Below are 19,994 nucleotides of genomic sequence, written 5' to 3'. Positions count from 1 at the left end.
TGGTCACACAGTGCGATCGTCGGATCTCCGCACTTCTTCGTGCTCGCGATAGGAGCGATATGCGTATCCGTACCGCCCTGGCCGCCTGCGGCCTCGCCGCCGCGGTCGTGGCCGGCACCGCAGGCAGCGCCGCCGCCGTCGGCAACGACGACGGCACCACTTCCGTCAACGGCAACGGCTCCACGCAGGCCTTCGGCAACACCGTGACCGGGGGCAGTCTCAGCCCGCAGATCGGCCTCGTCCAGGGGTCGCTGAACAAGCCCTGCATCGGTCTGCCGCTCAAGGCGAACGTCGGCTCGCTGATCGGCCTCATCCCGATCACCGTCCAGGACGTCAATGTGCTGGCCAACCCGCAGAACCAGCAGTGCGCCGAGAACTCCACCCAGGCCAAGGGCGACGAGCCGCTGTCCCACATCCTCAGCAACATCCCGGTCCTGTCCGGCAACGGCACGGCCAACCGCTGACCCCTGGCGGCTGATTCCTGGCCGCTGATCGACCCGCGGGTCGTACGACCGCACCGCCGCTCCGCCACCGCCGCCCTTCCCCTGCGGCGGTGGCGGCCGGCGGTGCGGTCGTTCCGCGCGCCCGGCCGGCGCACAGCGCGACGGCCGCCGTCCACGCGCGGGGGCGCGGACGGCGGCCGTCGGAGCAAGGCCGGTGAGGGCCGGGGCGGGCCGGAGGCCCGGGCGGAGGTCAGGCCTTGGCCTGGGCGGCCTCAATCTCCAGCGCGATCTTGATCTTGTCGCTCACCGCGGCACCCGCGGCGCCACCGGTGACGCCGAACTCGCTGCGGCTGATCTCCGTCGCGGCCGAGAAGCCGGCGATGGGGTGGCCCTCGTAGTGCGTGCCGAAGCCGTTCAGCTCCAGCTGGAGGGTGACGGTCTTGGTGACACCGCGCAGCGTGAGCTCGCCGTCGACCTCGAACAGCTCGGAGGTCTTGGGGCGGACAGCGGTGGAGGTGAAGGTCATCTCCGGGAAGTTCTCGACGTCCAGGAAGTCGTCGCCGCGGACGTGGTTGTCCCGCATCTCGTTGTTGGTGCTCACCGAGCTGGTCTTGATGACGGCCTCGACCTTGGAGTCGAGCGGGTTCTCCGCGGTGGTGATGGTGCCTTCGAAGGTGGCGAAGGAGCCGCGGACCTTGGACACACCCAGGTGACGGACAAAGAAGGAGACGTCGGAGTGCACCGCGTCGATGGTCCAGGTACCGGCGACGTAGCCGTCGATGACATCGGTCTGCGTGGTCATTTTCGTGGAGCTCCTAGAACCGGGAAGGACGGAACGTGGGGTCAAGATATTTGAGCTTTCACGCAAACCCTAGCGGGTAGGTGTTGAGAGTTCAACCACCCTTATGCTGGAACCATGAGTGATGTGCCTGATGTGCGGTGGCTCACCGAGTCCGAGCAGGAGATCTGGCGGGCCTACATGACCGCGAGCGTGGAGTTCGCGGCCCATGTCGACCGCCAGCTGCGCCGCGACTCCGGCCTGCCCATGGCGTACTACGAGATCCTGGTCCGGCTGTCCGAGGCGCCCGACCGGTGCCTGCGGATGAGCGAACTGGCCGAGGCCTCGTTGTCCTCCCGCAGCCGCCTCTCGCACGCCGTCTCGGCGCTGGAGAAGAACGGCTGGGTGGAGCGCCGCCCGGCCGACGCGGACCGCCGCGGCTGGATCTGCCGGCTCACCGAGGCCGGCTTCGCCGCCCTGGCCGCCGCCGCGCCCGGCCATGTCACCACGGTCCGCGAGAAGCTGTTCGACGTTCTCACCCCGGCGCAGCTCGACAGCCTGCGTGAGATCGGTCACGCCATCAGCGCGGGCCTGCGGGCGGAATGCGCCGAGGCCCGCGCGGAGGACGAGGACGCCTGCCCCGACCCGGCCGCCGAGGCCCCCTGCTGACCTGCCCCCGGTCCCCGGTCGCCCCGTCGCCAGGCCGATCGGGCGGGTCTCACAGCGGTCTGGCCGGCCAGTCCAGCAGGCGGGCGCCCAGCGCCGCGGTCTCCAGCGTGTAGCGCTGCAGCGCGTCGTCGGGGTCGAAACCGGTGAGCGCGGTGATCCGCTCCAGCCGGTACGACAGCGCCCGGACGCTGAGGTCCAGATGGCGGGCGGCCTCGGCGTTCACATAACCGACGGCGGCGTAGGCGCGGATGGTCTCCAGCAAGGGCTCGGCGCCGCCGCGTGCCCGCTCCAGCGGGCCGAGCACGCTGCGGATCAGGTCGGCCATGGCGGCGCGGTCGCGGAGCAGCACCGGGAAGACCACCAGGTCGGCGGCGTTCAGCACCGGAGCTGTCAGACCGAGGCGCGCGGCCAGGTCCAGCGCGCTGAGCGCTTCCTCGTAGGAGCGGACCACGCCCGGCGCCCCGCTGTGCGGCCGGCTGACCGCGACCCGCTGGGCCGAGACGGGCGCGCTGCCGGAGGAGGGCGCGGGAAGCTCGGGTGTCTCGGGGCGCGAGGTGAGCTTGACGAAGGCGTCCAGCACGGCCCGCTGCGAGGTGGGCGTGATGCACACCAGACGGCCGTCCTTGGGGGTGATCAGGGCGTCGTGGTCGCCGAATCGGCCCGCCAGCTCCCGCTCCACCCGCCGCAGCAGCGGATGCCGGGTGTCGTAGGCCTCGCCCTCCGGGGCGGTGGAGACGGCGACGAGGTGGCGGTCGGCGAGCCGCAGTCCGTACCGCTCGGCCTGCTCGGCGATCCGGCCGGGGTCGCTGCGGCCGTAGAGCAGGTCGTCGACGAAGGCCCGGCGCTCGGCCTCGGCCCGGTGCACGGCGTGGCGCTGGGCGCGGTCATGGCCCTCGGCGAGCGCGGCGATCCCGGATTCCAGCGCGCCGAGCACGGCGCTGCCGACCTGGCGGAGTTCGGCCGCGTCACGGGCGCCGACCACTCCGGGGAGCTGCGGCCAGGCGCGGCGGGCCGCGGCCAGATGCGCCGCGGTCAGCTCGCGCAGCCCGAGTCCGGAGGCGGCGGCCTGCTCCCCCAGCACCCGCCGGCTCTCCCGCTCGGCGCGGGTGAGCGTACGACAGCTGCTGGACACGTCCGCGAGCGCCTCCGGGAATCCGGCGACGAATTCCGGCGCCACGGCATGCGCTGCCGCCCCCGCCACCGACACCACCACAGGCCCCCTGCTGTTTCCTACGGTTGCTTGCCCCGCCCAGGCCTTGTCCAGGCGTCGGAGCGCCTCGAACATACCGAGGCCGCCCAGGTCGGGGAGCGGGGGCCCGTGGGGGTGGAGCCCTGGCGGCTACTTGACGGTGGAAGTGGCGGCGGTCGGCTGCGGGGTGGTCGCCTCGTTGGCGGTGACCACGTCGCTCGGGGTGATCGCCTCGGGCGCCGGAACGGTGGAAGTGGTCGGCGCGCCGCCGGCGGGCACGTCGTCGGTCTTCATCGCCTTGGCCTCGGACTTGAGAATGCGCATCGACTTACCGAGGCCGCGGGCGGCCTCCGGCAGCTTCTTGGAACCGAAGAGCACGATGACGACGATCGCCACCACGATCAGGTGCCACGGCTCCAGCCCGTTTCGCAACATGGGATCCTCGCTTCGTTAAGGGCCGATCACTCACACTTCGACCTTCGCATTGTCACCCGGAACCGGTTGGAGACGGCACCCGGGTACCCAAAGCATGCGCAAAAAGCTCGTGAACGGGAAGCCCCCGCCGACGATCCATCCGGTCGAATCCCTGTCCCTCGCCTCCCCCCACCCTGCCGCGGAGCCGCGCTGACCAGCCACTTCACCGGTGGTGCGACTGCCGGGAAGGTGAGCGGAGGGCGAACGAGAAAGGCGGGGCGGGAGCATGCGTCCCAGGGGTGACGGACCCGGCCGCGGCGGTCAACGCCCCCGTTCACGAGGGGAGGTACCCCGCTCGCGCCGCCGGGCCGGATCCGATGGAGCAAGGATGGGGAATGGCACCAACCGGCGGCTAACATATGGCTAACGGATCTTTGCCACCGACCCCGTCCCGGCGGCCGACGCGACCGCGTCCCCCGGACGGATCAGCGCACACCGCCGACGCCGCCGCACCCCTCGGCCAGCTCCGCGGCGGGCACCCGAACGTACCCGACGTGACCGGCCGAGGAGGCCCATCAGATGCGGTTCGGCCTGCTCGGCGCGGTGATGGTCCGCGAGGGTGACGGCTCCGTGTCCGGGGTGGCCGGCGGACCGCCCCCGGCCGGCTCGTCCGGAGCGCCCGCTGTCGGCGCCCGGCCCGCGCCCGCCGCCCTGACCCGCCCCTTCGGCTCGGCCAAGACCCGCGCCCTGCTCGCCGCGCTGCTGGCCACCCCGGGGCGGACGGTGTCCCCCGGCGCCCTCAAGTCGGCGCTGTGGGGCGACCGTCCGCCGCCCACCGCGAGCGCGTCGCTGCACAACCATGTGGCCCGGCTGCGCAAACTGCTGGCCCAGGAGGGCCGGGGTGACGCCCGGCTGCGGGCGGTGCCGCCGGGCTATCTGCTGGACGTCGCGGACGGCGAGCTGGACGCCCAGCTCTTCGCCGGGCACCACGCGGCGGCCCGGGCCGCGCACCGCGACCGGGACTGGGCGGCGGTGCTGCGCGAGTGCGGCGCCGCGATGGCGCTGTGGCGGGGGGAGCCGCTGGCGGACGTGCCGCTGCTGTCCGACGGGCTGCGGGCGTACGCCGCGCATCTGGCCGAGGCGCGGCTGCTCACCCTGGAGTGGCGCTTCGACGCCGAACTCGCGCTCGGCCGGCACCAGGGGTTGACCGCCGAGCTGGCCGCGCTGACCGGGGCGCACCCGCTGCGGGAGTCCTTCCACCGGCAGTTGATGCTGGCGCTGCACCGCACCCACCGGCAGGCCGAGGCGCTGGCCGCCTTCCACAAGCTGCGCGGCACCCTGGTGGACGAACTGGGTGTGGAGCCGGGCCCCTCGGTCCAGGCCGCCTATCGGGAGATCCTCACCACTCCCTCCTCGGCCGCCCCGCCCACGACACCGCCGCCGGCCGCCGAGGAGCCCGCCGCCGGCCGGCCCGCGCCGGCCCAACTCCCGGCCGAAGTGCCCGACTTCACCGGCCGCGTGGACGCGCTGGCGGCCCTGCTGCGGGTGATACGCCCCTGTCCTGCGGCCGGCGGCGAGCCCCCCGCGGCCGCCTCCACCACCCCGGGCACCGGGTCCGGGTCCCCTACGCCGCGCATCGTCGTCATCTCCGGCATGGGCGGGGTCGGCAAGACCGCGCTGGCTGTGCGGGCCGCCCACCTGGCGCAACCCGCCTTCCCCGACGGGCAGTTGTACGCCGACCTGCGCGGCTTCGGCGCCGGGGGCGCCCGCCGGCCCGGCGATCTGCTCGCCCGCTTCCTCGGCGCCCTCGGCCAGGAGTGCCAGCCGCTGCCCGAACACCCGGACGACCGCGCGGTGTTGCTGCGGGAAGCGCTGCACGGCCGCCGGGTGCTGCTGGTGCTGGACAACGCGGCCGACGCCGCCCAGGTCGTCCCGCTGCTGCCCGGCTGCGGCGACAGCGCGGTGATCGTGACCAGCCGCCGCACGCTGGCCGATCTGCCGGGCGCGGTACGGCTGCCGCTGGAGCCGCTGAACGACGACGAGCAGCGGGAGTTACTGGCCTCGGTGTGCGGCGCGCACCGCGTCGCCGCCGAACCGGCCGCGGCGGCCGGGGTATTGGCCGCGTGCGGCGGGCTGCCGCTGGCGCTGCGGATCGCCGGTGCCCGGCTGGCGGCCCGGCCCAACTGGCCGCTCACCGCGCTCGCCGACCGGCTGGAGCCCACCGGGGACCGGCTGCGCGCGCTGTCGGCCGGCGGCCTGGCCGTGGAGGACACCTTCGCGATGAGCTATGTGGCCATGCGCGACAGCCCGCGGCCCGCCGAACGGGAAGCGGCCCGCGCCTTCCGGCTGCTCGGCCTGTGGCCCGGTTACCCGCTGGACCCCTCCCCGGCCGCCGTGCTGCTCGACCGGGCACCGGCCACGGCCGCCGAGGACGTACTCGAAGCGCTGGTGGACGCCCACCTGCTCCAGACGCCCCAGCCGGGCCGCTACACCTTCCACGATCTGCTCGGCGAGTACGCCGCCACCCGGGCCGGCCACGAGATCGCACCGGCTGAGCGGCTGCGGGCGCTGCGCCGGCTGGTCGTCTGGTACGAGGCCAGCGTCGCCGCCACCGCGGACGTCCTCACCCCGGAGGGCCATCCGATCCCGCCGCTGGACGAGCGACCGGCGGTGCCGGCGGCGCGCTTCGACGGCGACGAGAGCGCGATGCGCTGGCTGGTGCGTGAACTGCCCGCGGTGAAGGAGGCGATCCGGGTGGCCCGGACGCACCGCTGGCCGGATGTGGCGTGGCGGCTGGCCGCCGGGCTGTTCGGCTACGCCCAGGCCTTCTGGTGGACCGGCGAGTGGCAGCGCTGCCTGGAGGAGGCGATGGCCTGCGCCCAGGAGAACGAGGACGTGCTGGGCCAGGCGTGGATGCACAGCCGGCTGGGCGTCGCGCACGGCATGGTCGACCGCTACGACGACTGCGCGCACCATCTGCTCATCGCCCAGCGGTACTTCGAGGAGGCCGGGGACCTGCGCGGCCAGGCCGCGATGCTCACCAACCTGGGCGGGCTGCACCGGGGCCTCGGCGACTACGAGCGGGCGCTCGAATACGGCCGCCGGTCCGTCGCGCTGCATCTGGCGCTCGGCGACGTCCACCGGGTGGCCACCGTGCTGGGCAATCTCGGTGACGCGTACCTGGGCGCGGGCGATCTGGCGGCGGCGGAGGGCTCCTACCGCCAGGCGCTGGCGGCCTGGCGGGAGCGCGGCAGCGTGGTGCACATCGCCCGCATCCTGACCAGCCTCGGCGAGACCCTGCACGGTCTCGGCCGCCACCAGGAGGCGGTGGCCGCCCTGGAGGAGACCCTGGTGCTGCTGGACCGCCTCGGCGACCGCGCCACCACCGCCGACGTACTGGACATCCTCGGCCGCACCCACTTCGCCTACGGCGACCCCGCCGTCGCCCGCGCCTGCTGGGAGGAGGCCCTGATCCGCGCCCGCGAACACCGGTTGCCCGCGGTCGCGGAATCGGTGGAGCGGGGCCTGGCCCGCATGAACCCGTAGCCCTGGCCGGGCGGGCCTCGCGGGTGGGGCGGCGGCCCCTGACGCCTCTTCCCCGAGCCTTCGGCGCGGGGGGTGCCCCCGCCGCAGGCCCTCGCCCGGTCCTTCGGGTGGGAGGTGCTCCCACCCGGCCCCCCTCTGGGGGGATGACCGCCTGAGCCGGGGCGCCAGGGCCGACCCGCCCCCGCGGAGATGAGCCCCGGGCCACACCGAGGACACCCGGGCAAGGGGGCCTCGCTCCCCCACCTGGCGAGGTGCCCCTCACCCCGCGAGGCGGCGGGGCCAGCGGTAGCTGGGGAGTCGTTCTCGTGCCGGGCGGGCTCGGGCGGGGCCGGCGATGCGGCGGGGTGTCCCCGCCACCCGTGGGAGGGCCCCGCTCTCGCCGCCGTGGCGGGGAGAGCGGGGCCGGGACACGCCGGTCAGGCGGTCTGCATCTCCAGCGGGGCCGCGTCCAGCGCTTCCTGGATCGCGGCGATCAGCCGCCGCGCCGAGTCGGCGGTGAGCTCGACGGCGACGCGCGCCGAGGGGCCCTTGGACGGGTCGGTGAAGTCGATGTTCAGGGTGTGCCCGGCCATCGCGTGCACGGGGTGGTCGAAGTAGACCGTGACGTCGCTGACATGGAACCAGGAGCCGTTCGGGCCCTTGGCGCTGCCGTTGATCTCGTCCTTGACGGTGAGGTAAGTGCACATGGTCAGCTCCCGAGGTGGTGGCCGAAGAACGCCTCGATCCGCTCCCAGCCGTCGTTCGCGGCGGGCACGTTGTAGCTGGGGCGGTCGGTGGCGAAGAAGGCGTGGCCCGCGCCTTCGTAGCTGTGGAACTCGAACTCCTTGCCGAGGTCGGTCAGCCGCTGGTCCAGCTCGGCGACCTGCTCCGGGCTCGGGTAGCCGTCGTCGGCGCCGAACAGGCCGAGCAGCGGGGCGCCGAGGTCGGGCAGCTTGTCGACCAGGTTGGTGATCTTCAGCGGGAAGCCCTCCGGGACCGTACCGGTCACGAAGGCGCCGTAGCAGTCCACGGCCGCGTCCAGCGGGGTGCCGCAGGCGGCGAGTACGGACTGCCGGCCGCCGGAGCAGTAACCGATCACGCCGACCTTGCCGTTGGAGGTGGGCAGCGCGCGCAGGTGGGCGGCGGCGCCGGCCACGTCGCCGACCAGCCGTTCGTCCGGCACGCCGCCGTTGGCACGGGCGAGCGCGGCCGCGTCGTCGGGCGAGGCGCCGGGCGCCTCCCGCGAGTAGAGGTTGGGGCAGATCGCGTCGTAGCCGAGTTCGGCGAAGCGCCGCACGATCTCCTTGGTGGCCCGGTCGTATCCGGGCAGGTGGTGGATCACCACGACGCCGCCGCGGGTGGTGCCGCCCTCGGGGCGGGCCAGGTAGGCCTCGATCTGGTCGTCGCCGTGCCCGGCGACGGTGATCGTGGTCGCGGTCAGGGAGCCGGTGGCGGTAGCAGAGATGTCGCTCATACCGCCAGCTATATCATAAGGCTGGACTGTTCAGTTTATGCTGAAGACCATGACACCCAGCAGCGCCCGAACCGCCGACCCGGTCGGCAGCCGCAGCGGCGGCCCGGCCGACAGCACGGCCGAGCCGGAAAGCAGCCTGGAGAACCACCGGGAGAACGGCCCGGCAAGCCGCCCCGACAGCACCCCCGAGAGCGCGGCGGCCGGCCCGGCAGAGGACACGCCGGGGGACACGCCGGGGGCGACCGCGGGCGCCGCCCCGGCGGGCGATCCCGGCCGCGCCGCGGCCGGCGCCCCCGCCGACCCCCCTGCCGACCCGCCGGAAGGCAATCTCGCCGAACGGACGGCCACCGAACTGCGGGCCGCCCTCGGACCGCTGGTCCGCCGGCTGCGCCAATTCCGCCCCGACGGCGAACTCACCCTCTCCCAGACCTCGGCGCTGGTCCGGCTGGACCGCGAGGGCCCGGCCACCGCCTCCGAACTGGCCACCGGCGAGGGCATCAGGCCGCAGTCGATGTGCACGATCGTCAACGCGCTCCAGGAACGCGGTCTGGTCGCCCGCGCCCACGACCCGCACGACGGCCGCCGGATGGTCGTCTCGCTCACCCGGGCCGGCCTGGACGGTCTGCACGGCGCCCGGCGCGAGCGGGCCCGCCGCCTGACCGCGGCGATCACCGAGGAACTGACCCCGGCCGAGCAGGAGCAACTGGCCGCCGCCGTCCCGCTGCTGGAAAGGATCACCCGCCGTGTCTGACACCGCCGATTCCGCTCGCCCCGATCGCTCCCGCGGCTCCACCGGGTCGGGGTCCGAGGACGGCTCCGAGCGCGCCGACCGCTACAAGTGGATAGCACTGTCGAACACCAGCCTCGGGATGTTCATGGCGACGGTGGACTCCTCCATCGTGATCATCTCGATGCCGGCCATCTTCCGCGGCATCCACCTGGACCCCTTCGCGGCCGGGAACATCAGTTATCTGCTGTGGATGATCATGGGATATCTGCTGGTCACAGCGGTGCTGGTGGTCACCCTGGGGCGGCTGGGCGACATCGTGGGCCGGGTGCGGATATACAACCTCGGCTTTGTCGTCTTCACCCTCGCGTCGGTGGCGCTGTCCTTCGACCCGGCGCACGGCGGCAAGGGCGCGATGTGGCTGATCGCCTGGCGGGTGGTGCAGGCGCTGGGCGGCGCGATGCTGATGGCCAACTCGGCGGCGATCCTCACCGACGCCTTCCCGGCCCGCCAGCGCGGCATGGCGCTGGGCATCAACCAGATCCTGGCACTGTCCGGTACGTTCATCGGCCTGGTGCTGGGCGGGGTGCTGTCCGCGTGGGACTGGCGGGCGGTGTTCTGGGTCAATGTGCCGGTCGGCATCTTCGGCACCATCTGGGCCTACCGCTCGCTGCGCGAGATCTCCGCCCGCCAGCCGGCCCGGATCGACTGGTGGGGCAACCTCACTTTCGCCCTCGGCTGCGGGCTGATCCTGGTCTCCATCACCTACGGCATCCAGCCCTACGGCCACGACACCATGGGCTGGACCAGCCCCAAGGTGCTGACCGGGCTGATCGGCGGGGTGGCGCTGCTGATCGCCTTCGCGGTGATCGAGACCCGGGTCCCCCAGCCGATGTTCCATCTGGCCCTGTTCCGCAACCGGCACTTCGCGGCGGGCAACGCGGCCGCGCTGCTGGCGTCGATAGCCCGCGGCGGGCTCCAGTTCATGCTGATCATCTGGCTGCAGGGCATCTGGCTGCCGCTGCACGGCTACGACTTCGCCGACGCGCCGCTGTGGGCGGGCATCTTCCTGCTGCCGCTGACCGCCGGATTCCTGCTGGCCGGACCGGTGTGCGGCATCCTGTCCGACCGCTTCGGGGTGCGGTACTTCACCACCGGCGGGCTGCTGCTGTTCGGCCTGAGCTTCATCGGCCTGCTCCTGCTGCCGATCAACTTCTCCTACTGGGCGTTCGCGCTGCTGATCCTGCTCAACGGCATCGGGTCCGGGATGTTCTCCGCCCCCAACACCTCGGCGATCATGAGCAGTGTCCCGGCGACCCATCGCGGGGCCGCCTCGGGCATGCGCTCCACCTTCCAGAACTCCGGTACGTCGCTGTCCATCGGTGTGTTCTTCTCGCTGCTCATCATCGGTCTGGCCAACCGGCTGCCCAGCGCGCTGGACTCGGGCCTGCGGGCCCAGGGCGTACCGGCGGGCGTCGCGCATCAGGCGGCGTCGCTGCCGCCGGTGTCCACGGTCTTCTCCGCGTTCCTCGGCATCAACCCGATCGAGACGCTGCTCAAGCCGTCGGGCACGCTGGCGAAGCTGCCCGCGCACAACCGGGACGTGCTGACCGGCAAGGAGTTCTTCCCGCATCTCATCTCCTCGCCCTTCCACCACGGCCTGGTGATCGTCTTCGCCACGGCGGCCGGGATGTCGCTGCTGGCGGCCGTCGCCTCGGCGCTGCGGGGCACCCCCAAGGCGACCGTGCTGGAACCGGCCGCCGCGCGGACACCGGCGCGGCCGGTGGCGAAGACCGAGAAGTAGCCGGGCCGCTCGCCCGGGAGAACAAGAGGACCCCGGGACAACCCGGGGGACATGGGTGCGGGCGGCCTCCCGGAGGAGACCGCCCGCGGGTCCGGCGGTTCGAGCTGCCGTCGGTGCGTCAGTGGAGGCGCACCTCAGTTACGGCGGCTGAGTCGCCGAGTCGCCATCAGGCCGAGGCCCATGGTGGCGACCCCAACGAGGCACGCAACACCACCTGTGAACGCGTTGTTCCAGATGGTCTTGTGGAAGGCCCCGGGGCCTGCCACCACCCACGGCGCGATGATCGTGAACACGCCGATCGCCGCGGCGACCCAGCCGAGGCCGTGGGTCCGCTCCAGGACCGAGCCGAAGCTGAAGCCGAGCGCAGCCAGGGCGATGCCCAGGATCAGGTTGGTCACCCTCAGGCTCGGGCTGAAGTTCTGGAAACCGACAACCCAGGGCGAGATCGCCAGGTACAGGCCGGTGATGATGGTCAGACCTTCCAGCAAACCGCTCACTGGCTTGTGGGACAACGCCGTGTACCTGTCCCGGAGGGATACCAGGTCGGGGTGAGTGTCCATATGGGATGTGTCGGTCGAATGGGTGGCCATTCAAGCCACCTCCTTCGTTCCATGTAGGAAGTGCAGTTGATTTTCGGCTGCTTGCCAGCCGTTCAAGGCCACCGGACTTCCGCCGGGCCCCCGGATGCGCCCCGGGTCCATGCCCCGGAACTGCCGCATCCATCAATTCAGCGTAGGACCCATATGAGCAATGCGGCCACTGGAGGAGAAATCGCATCTCGTCCGGCATCCCGGATTCTCACCACTATGTCCTCATCCATGCCGACCTACACGGATTTTTCGGTCTCCCTGGCCGTCGCGGCCTGCTCCGCCGCGTCCAGCAGGACCGCAGCCGCGGCGCGGGCGGTGGTGGCCGCCGACGGGTCGCGGTCCATCCGGCCGCAGAGCACCGCGCCGTCGTAGAGCAAGTGGAGCTGCCGGGCGAGCGTTTCGGGGTCGGCGACACCCGCCTCCGCCGCCAGTTCGACGAGCAGGCCACGCATCCAGCGGCGGTGCTCGTCGGCGGCCAGCTCGATGGCGCTGCCGCGCGGGGCCTCGGCGGTGGCCGCGACGAAGGCGCAGCCGTTGAAGCCGGGGGCGGTGACCGTCTCGCCCGCCGCGTCGAACACGCCCAGCAGCCGCTCGCGCGGGGTCCGGAAGCGGGTCAGGGTGCGGGTGATGCGCTCCCGGACGATGACGTGCCGGGCCTCCAGATAGGCGCGGACCAGGCCTTCCTTGTTGCCGAAGGTGTTGTAGAGGGAGGCCTTGGCGACGCCGGCCTGATCGATGATCCGGTCGATGCCGACGGACTGCACACCTTCGCGGTAGAACAGCTCGGTGGCGTCGAGCAGGCGCTCGCGTGCCGACGGCTTGGCCGTGTTCATGGGGTTCGTCCTGGTCACCATCTCGTCACCATGTCCTTCCTCATCCCGATCCCCTGGTCCCGACACCCAGTCAGACAGGTCTGTCTATGCTAGCGGTCGCCGGCCGGGCGGGGCTGCGCCTCGGCGGCTCCCATCGCCCGGTGCGCGGCGGCCGTCACGGGCTCGCGCACCTCGACCGGGCCGGACGCGGCGGCCGGGCCGGACCCGGCGACGACCAGTCCCGGCCGGACCCGTACGGCGCGCCGGCCGCTGAGCAGCAGCCCGGCCAGCGCCGCCGCGGCCAGCACGATCACCGCGGCGCCGTACTCCCGGGCGGTGTCGAGCAACCCGCCGCCGTGCACGACCAGTACGCCGCCGATCACGGCCGGCACGCCCATGCCCAGGTACGACACCACATAGAGCAGCGACAGCACGCCGGCCCGCTCGTGCGCCTCGACCACCGGGACCACCAGCCGGATACCGCCCTGGAAGCCGCCGCCGAAACCGAAGCCGGCCAGCGCGGTGCCGATGAAGAAGCCGACGACCGAGGCCGTACCGCCGCCGCCGGAGCCGACCGAGAGCAGGGTGACGGCGACGCCCACGATCAGCGCGACCACGCCGAGCACCATGGCCGTACGGGTCGAGGTGCCCCGCAGCAGCAGGACGGACAGCGCGCCCGCGCCGGCCAGCGCGAACAGGCCGAGGCCGCCGTAGACCACCGCGTGCGAGTGGAGCAGGACACCGGTGAGGCTGGGGGCGAGGGCGCCGTAGAACCCGGCCAGCGCCCAGATCGCGAACAGCACCGGGACCGCGATGGCGACCGGCCGGCGGGCGGCGCGCGGCAGCCTGATGTCCGGCTTCATGCTGGCCAGTGCCCCGGGCTTGCGGGTCACCGATTCACGCAGCAGCGTCACACCGAGCACCTGGAGCACGAACACCGCCAGCAGCAGCAGATAGACCAGGTGCGTGGGCGACGGCAGGAACTGCACGATCAGCCCGGAGACCAGCGCGCCGCTGGCGGTGCCGCTCATCGGCGCGAAGGAGTTGGCGACGGCGCCGCGCACCCGGTCGATGTCCAGCAGTCCGGCGCCGATCGCGCCGAGCGCCGCACCGGTGGACACGCCCTGGACGACACGGGCGATCAGCAGCGCGTCGACACTGCCGGCCCCGGCGAACACCACCATCGCGACGATCTGCCCGGCCAGCGCGGCGAAGAGCACCGGGCGGCGGCCTATGTGGTCGGAGATCCGGCCGAAGACCAGCAGCGCGGCCAGCACGGCGAGCGCGTACACCCCGAAGATCACCGTGGTGGTGATCGGCGAGAAGCCCCACTCGCGCTGGTAGACCGCGTAGAGCGGGGTCGGCGCGCTGGAGGCGGCGAGCAGCGAGACGACGATCGACGCGAGCAGGACGAGGGAGGCGGTGGGACCGAGACGGAGACGGCTGGACATGGGTGCTCCTGATCACCGGGGCGATGCCGAGCGGAACGGCGTTGACGCAGACATTAGACAGACCTGTCTGGTCATGTCAAGTTGAGCCAAGAAAGACCAGATAGGACGGTATCCACTGGGGTCCAACAGCCGACTCGGTGGACCGGTCTGTCTGACCGGTCCACTGCCAAGCCCGCCCGATATGCCGGGTTTATCGGGGTGGCGCGCCGGAGAGACGCACAGAGGATCGTGCGTACGAACGTCCGTGCACGCGGAAGGAGGCGACGGTGGCCGCCAAGGATTCGCTGACCGACTACCAGCGCAAGCGCGACTTCTCGAAGACCGCGGAGCCGGGCCCCCGGTCCGCCGACCGGTCGCGGGACGGGGCCGGCGGCGAGCCGGGGCCCGCGCTCGGCTTCGTCGTGCAGATCCACGACGCGAGCAGCATGCACTTCGACTTCCGGCTGGAGGTCGACGGCGCCTTGAAGTCCTGGGCGGTGCCCAAGGGCCCCTCCCCCGACCCGCACGAGAAGCGGCTCGCCATGCCCACCGAGGACCACCCGCTGGAATACCGGGAGTTCGAGGGGGTCATCGCACAGGGCGAGTACGGCGGCGGCACGGTGATCGTCTGGGACCAGGGCGTCTACCGCAATCTCAGCAAGGACCGTTCCGGCGCGGAGATCCCCTTCGCCGAGGCCCTGCGGCGCGGCCACGCCTCCTTCCGGCTCGACGGCGCCAAGCTGCACGGCGGCTACGCGCTGACCCGTATCCGCAACAACCGCGGCTCGGGCGAGGCATGGCTGCTGGTCAAGGAAGCAGACCGGCGGGCCACCCCGGGCCGCGGCACCCCCGACCCGGAGCGGGCGCGCTCGGTCCGCAGCGGGCGGACGCTGCGGCAGGTGGCGGCGGCCGAGTCCGGAACCGGGTCCGGAACCGGCGCCGAAACCGGGTCCGGCGCGAAATCCGGCGGGGGTACGGGCGGGCGTTCCGGCGGGGGTACGAGCAAGCGTTCCCGCCCGGCGGCTCACGGGCGCAGGGCCGGCCGGCGGAAGGCCGAGCGGTGAGCCCCCTCAGGGCCCGGCCGGCCATCAGCCATGTCCCGGGGAGCGGGGAACTGCCCCCCGCGCTGGCCCGGCTGCCCGAGCGGGAGCGGGCCCGGCTGCGGCCCTCCCCCGAGGACCGCTCCCTGCTGGTCGACCGGCCGATGCTGGCCAGCCTCAGCGACCGCCGGACCTTCGACGACCGCTGGATCTTCGAGCGGAAGCTGGACGGCGTCCGCGCGCTGGGCGTCCGGGAGAGCGACGGCGCCCGGCTGCTGTCCCGTACCGGCCGGGTGATGGACCCGACGTATCCCGAACTGGTCGACGCGCTGGGCACCCAGGACTGCGGCGACTTCGTGGTGGACGGCGAGATCGTCGCCCTGCGGGACGGCCGCACCGACTTCTCGCTGCTTCAGCAGCGGATGGGCCTGACCGACCGGCGGGCGGTGGCCGCCAGCCCCGTCGAGGTCGTCTACTACCTCTTCGACCTGCTCAGCCTGGGCGGCTGGTCCACCGCCGGTCTGCCGCAGCGCGTCCGCAAGACGCTGCTGCGGGACGCGCTGAGTTTCCACGGCCCGCTGCGCTACACCCCGCACCGCAACAACGGCGAGCTGGGCGGCGGCGGACTCCTCGGCGAGGCCTGCGCCAAGGGGTGGGAGGGGCTGATCGCCAAACGCGCCGACGCCCCCTACCAGGAGCGGCGGTCGACCGACTGGCTGAAGCTGAAGTGCCAGGCCGGGCAGGAGTTCGTGATCGGCGGCTTCACCGAACCGGCCGGCAGCCGGATCGGCTTCGGCGCGCTGCTGATCGGCTACTACGAGGACGTCGGCCGGGGCGGCGGCGACCGTCCGCTGCGGTACGCGGGCAAGGTCGGCACCGGCTACAACGACCGGACGCTGCGGGCGCTGCGGGCCCGGATGGAGGAGCTGGAGCAGCCGCGCTCCCCCTTCGCCGACCCGGTCAGGGAGCGTTCCGCGCACTGGGTGGGCCCCGAGCTGGTCGCCCAGGTCGGCTTCAGCGAGTGGACCCGGGACGGCATGCTGCGCCACCCGCGTTTCCTGGGCCTGCGCGACGACAAGCGGCCGGCCGAGGTCGTGCGGGAGCTGGCCCGGCCGCATTGAGAACGGCCGCCGGGCCGGCTCGGTGGGTCAGGCCTTGCGGACCGCCGGCGGTTGCCAACGCCCGCTCAGGGCCGCGTTCTTGGGCGCGTACAGGCGCAGGGTGATGCCGAGCGGCCCGGTCGGCGCCGGCAGCCAGTTCGCGGTGCGCTCGCCGCCCGGGTTCCGGTGCGAGATGAGGATGTCCAGCGAGCCGTCGGGGTCGCGCAGCAGCGGGTCGCGGTCGCCGATCGAGAAGCGGTCGAGTTCGTTCGCGGTCTGGAAGCCCTGCGCGTCGTACATCGTGACCGACCAGAAGGCGTGCACCGGCGGCAGCTTGTCCGCGTCGAAGTGCAGGACGTAGTCGCGCTCGCCGGACAGCGGTTCCCCGTCGGCGTCGGCGACGAGCAGCGGATAGGTGGCGTCCTCGGGGGCGTTGGCGCCCAGCCCGACGGCGGTGACGACGGCCCGCCGGAAGTAGTCGTTGCCGTAGACGCCCATCGTGTCGGTGAAGGTCGTCCAGCCGTTGACCGGCGTGCCCACGGTCGGCAGCCCGGCCTGGATCGCCTCGCGCGCCGCGCCCGCCCCGGCCTCGATCTCGGCCCGTTCGTCGGCGTCGAAGCGGGAGGCGTCGAAGATCGTGCCGGGCACGATGCCCAGCCGCCCGATCCGGGCCACGGTGGAGAAGTCGGTGACATGCGGCGGGTTGACGGCCAGCGCCCGCGAGGCGCGGGTGAAGAAGTCGGTCCCGCTCATCGCGTCGACGAGCTTGCGCGGCTCGGTCGAGATGTCCAGGTCCTGGCGCGGGCCGGGATGCGGGTCGAACGTGTACGCGGGCGCGGCGTCCAGCGGGGTGATGCGGTAGCCGTCCTGCACCACGCGTACCGCCTCGTAGTCCTGCGTCCCGTCGGTCTGGGTGCGGCCGATGATCCATACGTAGGGGGTCGGCGCCTTGATGACGGGCAGTCCTTCGGGGAGGTCGCCCACGTGGCCCGGCCCGGTCACGACGAACTCGCGGGCGCCGGTGCCGGTGGTGCGCTTGCCGGGGTTGGCGAAGACGTCGGTCCACATGTCGAGCAGCGGCAGCATGTAGTAGCGCTCGTGCGTGTCGGGCGTGTGCAGGACCATCGGGCCGGCCGTCAGGTCCAGCCACGCGGTCGAGTACAGCGTGTCGAAATTCGGCCGGACCACCACGCGGAAGTCCGCCGACGGGAAGGTCCGCAGGTGGTGGAACTGGTTGGCGGGACCGTAGCCCGGGCGGGTGCCCGCCTCGGCGCTGAGTCCCTGGAGCCGGGTGATGTCCATCGTGACCAGCGGATACAGATAGACGTACGCCTCGTGGGCGAGGGTGCGCAGTTCGCCCGACAGCATGCTCACAGGGCCTCCCGGTTCGAACACCGGCACCGTCCAGCTGCCCGCGCCGCCCGGTCACCGCGCTCTTCGGCGTTGACCGCCACGCTGCCGCGCCGCCCCCGGAGCGGCAACCCGGCGGGTGCCGGGCTGCGCCGTCCGGGTGATGGGTGCCCGGGTCCGCCGAACCTGTTGCACCGCCACCGCGCCGGTGCCATCCTCACGGTTGCCCTCATCCACCCGCCGTCCCGCCGCCCGCCGTCCCGCCGACAGCCGCCAAGGGAGCCCCGTGACCGAACCCGCCGATCGCACCTCAGCCGCCTCGGGGCCCACCGCGTCCTCCCCCGGGCACCCGCATGTGGACGTACTGATCGTCGGAGCCGGCCTGTCCGGTATCGGCGCCGCCTGCCACCTGCGGCGTGAGGCGCCCGGCAGTTCGTACGCGATCGTGGAGGCGCGCGGTGCGAGCGGCGGGACATGGGACCTGTTCCGCTACCCCGGTGTGCGGTCGGACTCCGACATGTACACCCTCGGCTATTCCTTCCGCCCCTGGCGCCACCCCGAGTCGATCGCCGACGGCGACCAGATCCTGCGCTATGTCCGGGAGACGGCGGCGGCGTACGGAGTGGACGACCACATCACGTACAACTCCCGTGTGCTGCGGGCCGACTGGTCCGGCCAGGACGCCCGCTGGACGGTCACCGCCGAGGACACCCGGTCGGGCGAACGCACCACGCGCACCTGCGGTTTCCTCTACATCTGCTCGGGCTACTACCGCTACGACCAGCCCTACACGCCTGCCTGGCAGGGGCGTTCGGACTTCGCGGGCACCGTGGTGCATCCGCAGGCCTGGCCGCCGGAGCTGGACGTCGGCGGGAAGCGGGTGGTCGTCATCGGCAGCGGTGCGACAGCCGTCACCCTCGTACCGGCGCTGGCGGCGGCGGGCGCGCGGGTCACCATGCTCCAGCGCTCGCCGTCGTTCGTGATGGCGCTGCCGACGCGCGATGTGGTGGCGACCGCCCTGCACCGGGTGCTGCCGGCCCGCCGGGCGTACGCGGTGGTGCGCTGGAAGAACGTGCGGCTGGCGAGCGCGCTCTACCGGCTGTGCCGCAAGTACCCGGCCCGGATGCGGGCGTTGTTCCGCAAGGGCGCGGTCAGACTGCTGCCGGACGGCTACGACGTGGACACCCACTTCAACCCGGCCTACGACCCCTGGGACCAGCGGCTGTGCGTGGTGCCGGACGGCGACTTCTTCGCCGCGATCCGGTCCGGGGCGGCGGACGTCGTGACCGACCGGATCGAGGCGTTCACCGCGACCGGCTTACGGCTGCGGTCCGGCGGCCGCCTCGACGCGGATGTGATCGTCACCGCCACCGGGCTGAACCTGCTCCCGCTGGGCGGCATCGAGTTGAGCCTCGACGGGCAGCTGACCGAACTCCCGGAGCATGTCGCCTTCAAGGCGATGATGCTCGACGGAATCCCCAACCTCGCCTTCGCCCTCGGCTACACCAACGCCTCCTGGACGCTGAAGGCCGACCTGGTCTCCTCCTACGTGGCCCGGCTGCTCGCCTCCATGCGGCGCCGGGGCCACACGGTCGTCACCCCCCGGCTCCCGGCGGAGCCGATGGACACCGGGCCGTACGTCGACATGAGCTCCGGTTACCTCCAACGCTCCCTGGCCACGCTGCCGTTGCAGGGTGACCGGGAGCCCTGGCGGCTGCGCCAGCACTATGTGAAGGACGCGCGGCTGTTCCAGGACCCGCTCGCGGACGAGGAGTTGGAGTTCCGGGCCTGACCGGTTCCTAGCTCCTCGGCTCCGGGTCCGCTCCGCTCACCGCCAGATAGACGGTGTTGGTGGCCGTCCCGCCCTGCAGCGGATTGTCGAAGCCGACCACGTGGGCTTCCGGCCGCGCGAAGACCTCGGCGAGGACCGCGGTGAACTCCTCGTCCGGCGGATCGTTCGACCACAGCGCGAAGACCCCGCCGGGACGCAGCCGTTGGGCCAGGGTCCGCAGTCCCTCGGGCCGGTAGAGGGCGGCGTGGCGCGGGTGCAGCACATGGCGCGGCGAGTGGTCGATGTCCAGCAGGATCGCGTCGAAGCGGCGGCCCGGCGCCTCCGGGTCCAGACCGGTCCCGTCCCCGACCATCGCGAAGAAGTCGCCCTGGACGAAGCGGCAGCGGGTGTCCGACGCCAGCCCGGCCCCCAGCGGCACCAGCCCCCGCTGGTGCCAGTCGATGACCTCCCCCAGCGCGTCCACCACGATCAGCGACCGCACCCGGGGATCGTCCAGCGCGGCCCTGGCGGTGTATCCGAGGCCCAGGCCGCCGACGGCGACCTCCAGTTCCGCGTCGGCGGGCAGCTCGGCCAGCCCGAGCCGGGTCAGCGCGATCTCCCCGGCCGTGAAGAGGCTGGACATCAAGAACTCCTCGCCCAGCTTCACTTCGTAGACGTCCTCCCCCGACGCCGGGTCCCGCCGGCGCCGCAGGCTGATGTCACCCATGGGTGTCGGCTGCCAGTCGATCTCCTCGAAACGCGCGCTCATCCGCTCACCCTTCCGCCGCAAGTGGTGCCGACGAGTTCTACGCCCGCCCGGCCCTTCCCGGCAAACCGGGCGCCGGGCGCGTCCGGACGGAGCGCGGCTCCACTCGGGC

At 72.8% G+C, this 19,994-nt stretch carries 17 protein-coding genes and 1 pseudogene; 8 read left to right on the top strand and 10 right to left on the bottom strand.

Annotation, left to right across the window (positions count from 1 at the left end; genetic code table 11):
* The first annotated feature begins 59 nt into the window (after positions 1-59).
* Entirely contained in the window at positions 60-464 is a 405-nt protein-coding gene (locus ACFO3J_RS18875) for a rodlin (protein WP_386430618.1), read from the top strand.
* 229 nt (positions 465-693) lie between these two features.
* On the opposite strand, the gene ACFO3J_RS18870 is transcribed toward ACFO3J_RS18875, so the two are convergent.
* Positions 694-1,245 carry a YceI family protein gene (locus ACFO3J_RS18870; RefSeq protein ID WP_386430617.1) on the bottom strand — a complete coding sequence of 184 codons (552 nt, stop codon included), beginning with the start codon at positions 1,243-1,245 and terminating at the stop codon, positions 694-696.
* Positions 1,246-1,359: 114 nt separating this feature from the next.
* Between ACFO3J_RS18870 and ACFO3J_RS18865 the strand changes: the two genes are divergently transcribed.
* Entirely contained in the window at positions 1,360-1,890 is a 531-nt protein-coding gene (locus ACFO3J_RS18865) for a MarR family winged helix-turn-helix transcriptional regulator (RefSeq protein WP_386430616.1), read from the top strand.
* Positions 1,891-1,939: 49 nt separating this feature from the next.
* Here the strand turns inward: ACFO3J_RS18865 and ACFO3J_RS18860 are convergent, their stop codons facing one another.
* Together ACFO3J_RS18860 and tatA are read right to left on the bottom strand one after the other, a co-directional pair.
* Positions 1,940-3,022, bottom strand: coding sequence for a PucR family transcriptional regulator (locus ACFO3J_RS18860; RefSeq protein ID WP_386430615.1), 1,083 nt, complete (start codon positions 3,020-3,022; stop codon positions 1,940-1,942).
* Positions 3,023-3,229: 207 nt separating this feature from the next.
* Entirely contained in the window at positions 3,230-3,514 is a 285-nt protein-coding gene (tatA, locus tag ACFO3J_RS18855) for a Sec-independent protein translocase subunit TatA (RefSeq protein ID WP_386430614.1), read from the bottom strand.
* A 558-nt stretch (positions 3,515-4,072) separates the two neighbouring features.
* On the opposite strand from tatA, the gene ACFO3J_RS18850 reads away from it, so the two are divergent.
* Entirely contained in the window at positions 4,073-7,039 is a 2,967-nt protein-coding gene (locus ACFO3J_RS18850; protein WP_386430613.1) for an AfsR/SARP family transcriptional regulator, read from the top strand.
* 416 nt (positions 7,040-7,455) lie between these two features.
* Here the strand turns inward: ACFO3J_RS18850 and ACFO3J_RS18845 are convergent, their stop codons facing one another.
* Positions 7,456-7,725, bottom strand: coding sequence for a DUF6295 family protein (locus tag ACFO3J_RS18845; protein ID WP_386430612.1), 270 nt, complete (start codon positions 7,723-7,725; stop codon positions 7,456-7,458).
* 2 nt (positions 7,726-7,727) lie between these two features.
* Positions 7,728-8,492: a dienelactone hydrolase family protein gene (locus ACFO3J_RS18840; protein WP_386430611.1), complete on the bottom strand. Its 765-nt coding sequence runs from the start codon at positions 8,490-8,492 to the stop codon at positions 7,728-7,730.
* Between the two features lie 49 nt (positions 8,493-8,541).
* Between ACFO3J_RS18840 and ACFO3J_RS18835 the strand changes: the two genes are divergently transcribed.
* Both ACFO3J_RS18835 and ACFO3J_RS18830 read left to right on the top strand, forming a co-directional pair.
* Complete coding sequence (locus tag ACFO3J_RS18835) at positions 8,542-9,243, top strand: MarR family winged helix-turn-helix transcriptional regulator (RefSeq protein WP_386430610.1); 702 nt, start codon at positions 8,542-8,544, stop codon at positions 9,241-9,243.
* Between the two features lie 118 nt (positions 9,244-9,361).
* Positions 9,362-11,023, top strand: coding sequence for an MFS transporter (locus ACFO3J_RS18830; protein WP_386431025.1), 1,662 nt, complete (start codon positions 9,362-9,364; stop codon positions 11,021-11,023).
* 134 nt (positions 11,024-11,157) lie between these two features.
* Here the strand turns inward: ACFO3J_RS18830 and ACFO3J_RS18825 are convergent, their stop codons facing one another.
* The 3 genes from ACFO3J_RS18825 to ACFO3J_RS18815 form a co-directional block, all read right to left on the bottom strand.
* Positions 11,158-11,613, bottom strand: a complete 456-nt coding sequence (locus ACFO3J_RS18825; RefSeq protein ID WP_386430609.1) for an SPW repeat protein — start codon at positions 11,611-11,613, stop codon at positions 11,158-11,160.
* A gap of 236 nt (positions 11,614-11,849) precedes the next feature.
* Positions 11,850-12,446, bottom strand: coding sequence for a TetR/AcrR family transcriptional regulator (locus ACFO3J_RS18820; protein WP_386430608.1), 597 nt, complete (start codon positions 12,444-12,446; stop codon positions 11,850-11,852).
* An 89-nt stretch (positions 12,447-12,535) separates the two neighbouring features.
* Entirely contained in the window at positions 12,536-13,876 is a 1,341-nt protein-coding gene (locus ACFO3J_RS18815; protein ID WP_386430607.1) for an MFS transporter, read from the bottom strand.
* 266 nt (positions 13,877-14,142) lie between these two features.
* Here ACFO3J_RS18815 and ACFO3J_RS18810 point away from each other — a divergent pair.
* Positions 14,143-14,772 (top strand): annotated as a pseudogene (locus ACFO3J_RS18810) (DNA polymerase ligase N-terminal domain-containing protein); the annotation flags it as partial.
* Between the two features lie 197 nt (positions 14,773-14,969).
* Positions 14,970-16,016, top strand: coding sequence for a non-homologous end-joining DNA ligase (ligD, locus tag ACFO3J_RS18805; protein ID WP_386431023.1), 1,047 nt, complete (start codon positions 14,970-14,972; stop codon positions 16,014-16,016).
* Positions 16,017-16,043: 27 nt separating this feature from the next.
* Here the strand turns inward: ligD and ACFO3J_RS18800 are convergent, their stop codons facing one another.
* Entirely contained in the window at positions 16,044-17,363 is a 1,320-nt protein-coding gene (locus ACFO3J_RS18800) for a DUF1254 domain-containing protein (protein WP_386431021.1), read from the bottom strand.
* A gap of 268 nt (positions 17,364-17,631) precedes the next feature.
* Between ACFO3J_RS18800 and ACFO3J_RS18795 the strand changes: the two genes are divergently transcribed.
* The gene (locus ACFO3J_RS18795) at positions 17,632-19,137 is read left to right on the top strand and encodes a flavin-containing monooxygenase (RefSeq protein ID WP_386430606.1); all 1,506 of its coding nucleotides are present in this window, start codon (positions 17,632-17,634) and stop codon (positions 19,135-19,137) included.
* A gap of 7 nt (positions 19,138-19,144) precedes the next feature.
* Here ACFO3J_RS18795 and ACFO3J_RS18790 read toward each other — a convergent pair whose 3' ends face one another.
* Positions 19,145-19,885, bottom strand: coding sequence for a spermidine synthase (locus tag ACFO3J_RS18790; protein ID WP_386430605.1), 741 nt, complete (start codon positions 19,883-19,885; stop codon positions 19,145-19,147).
* Between the last annotated feature and the right edge of the window lie 109 nt (positions 19,886-19,994).

The sequence above is a fragment of the Streptomyces polygonati genome, assembly GCF_042650325.1.
In the GTDB taxonomy this organism is placed as follows: Bacteria; Actinomycetota; Actinomycetes; order Streptomycetales; family Streptomycetaceae; genus Actinacidiphila; species Actinacidiphila polygonati.
This window is presented reverse-complemented; position numbering and strand designations above follow the sequence as displayed.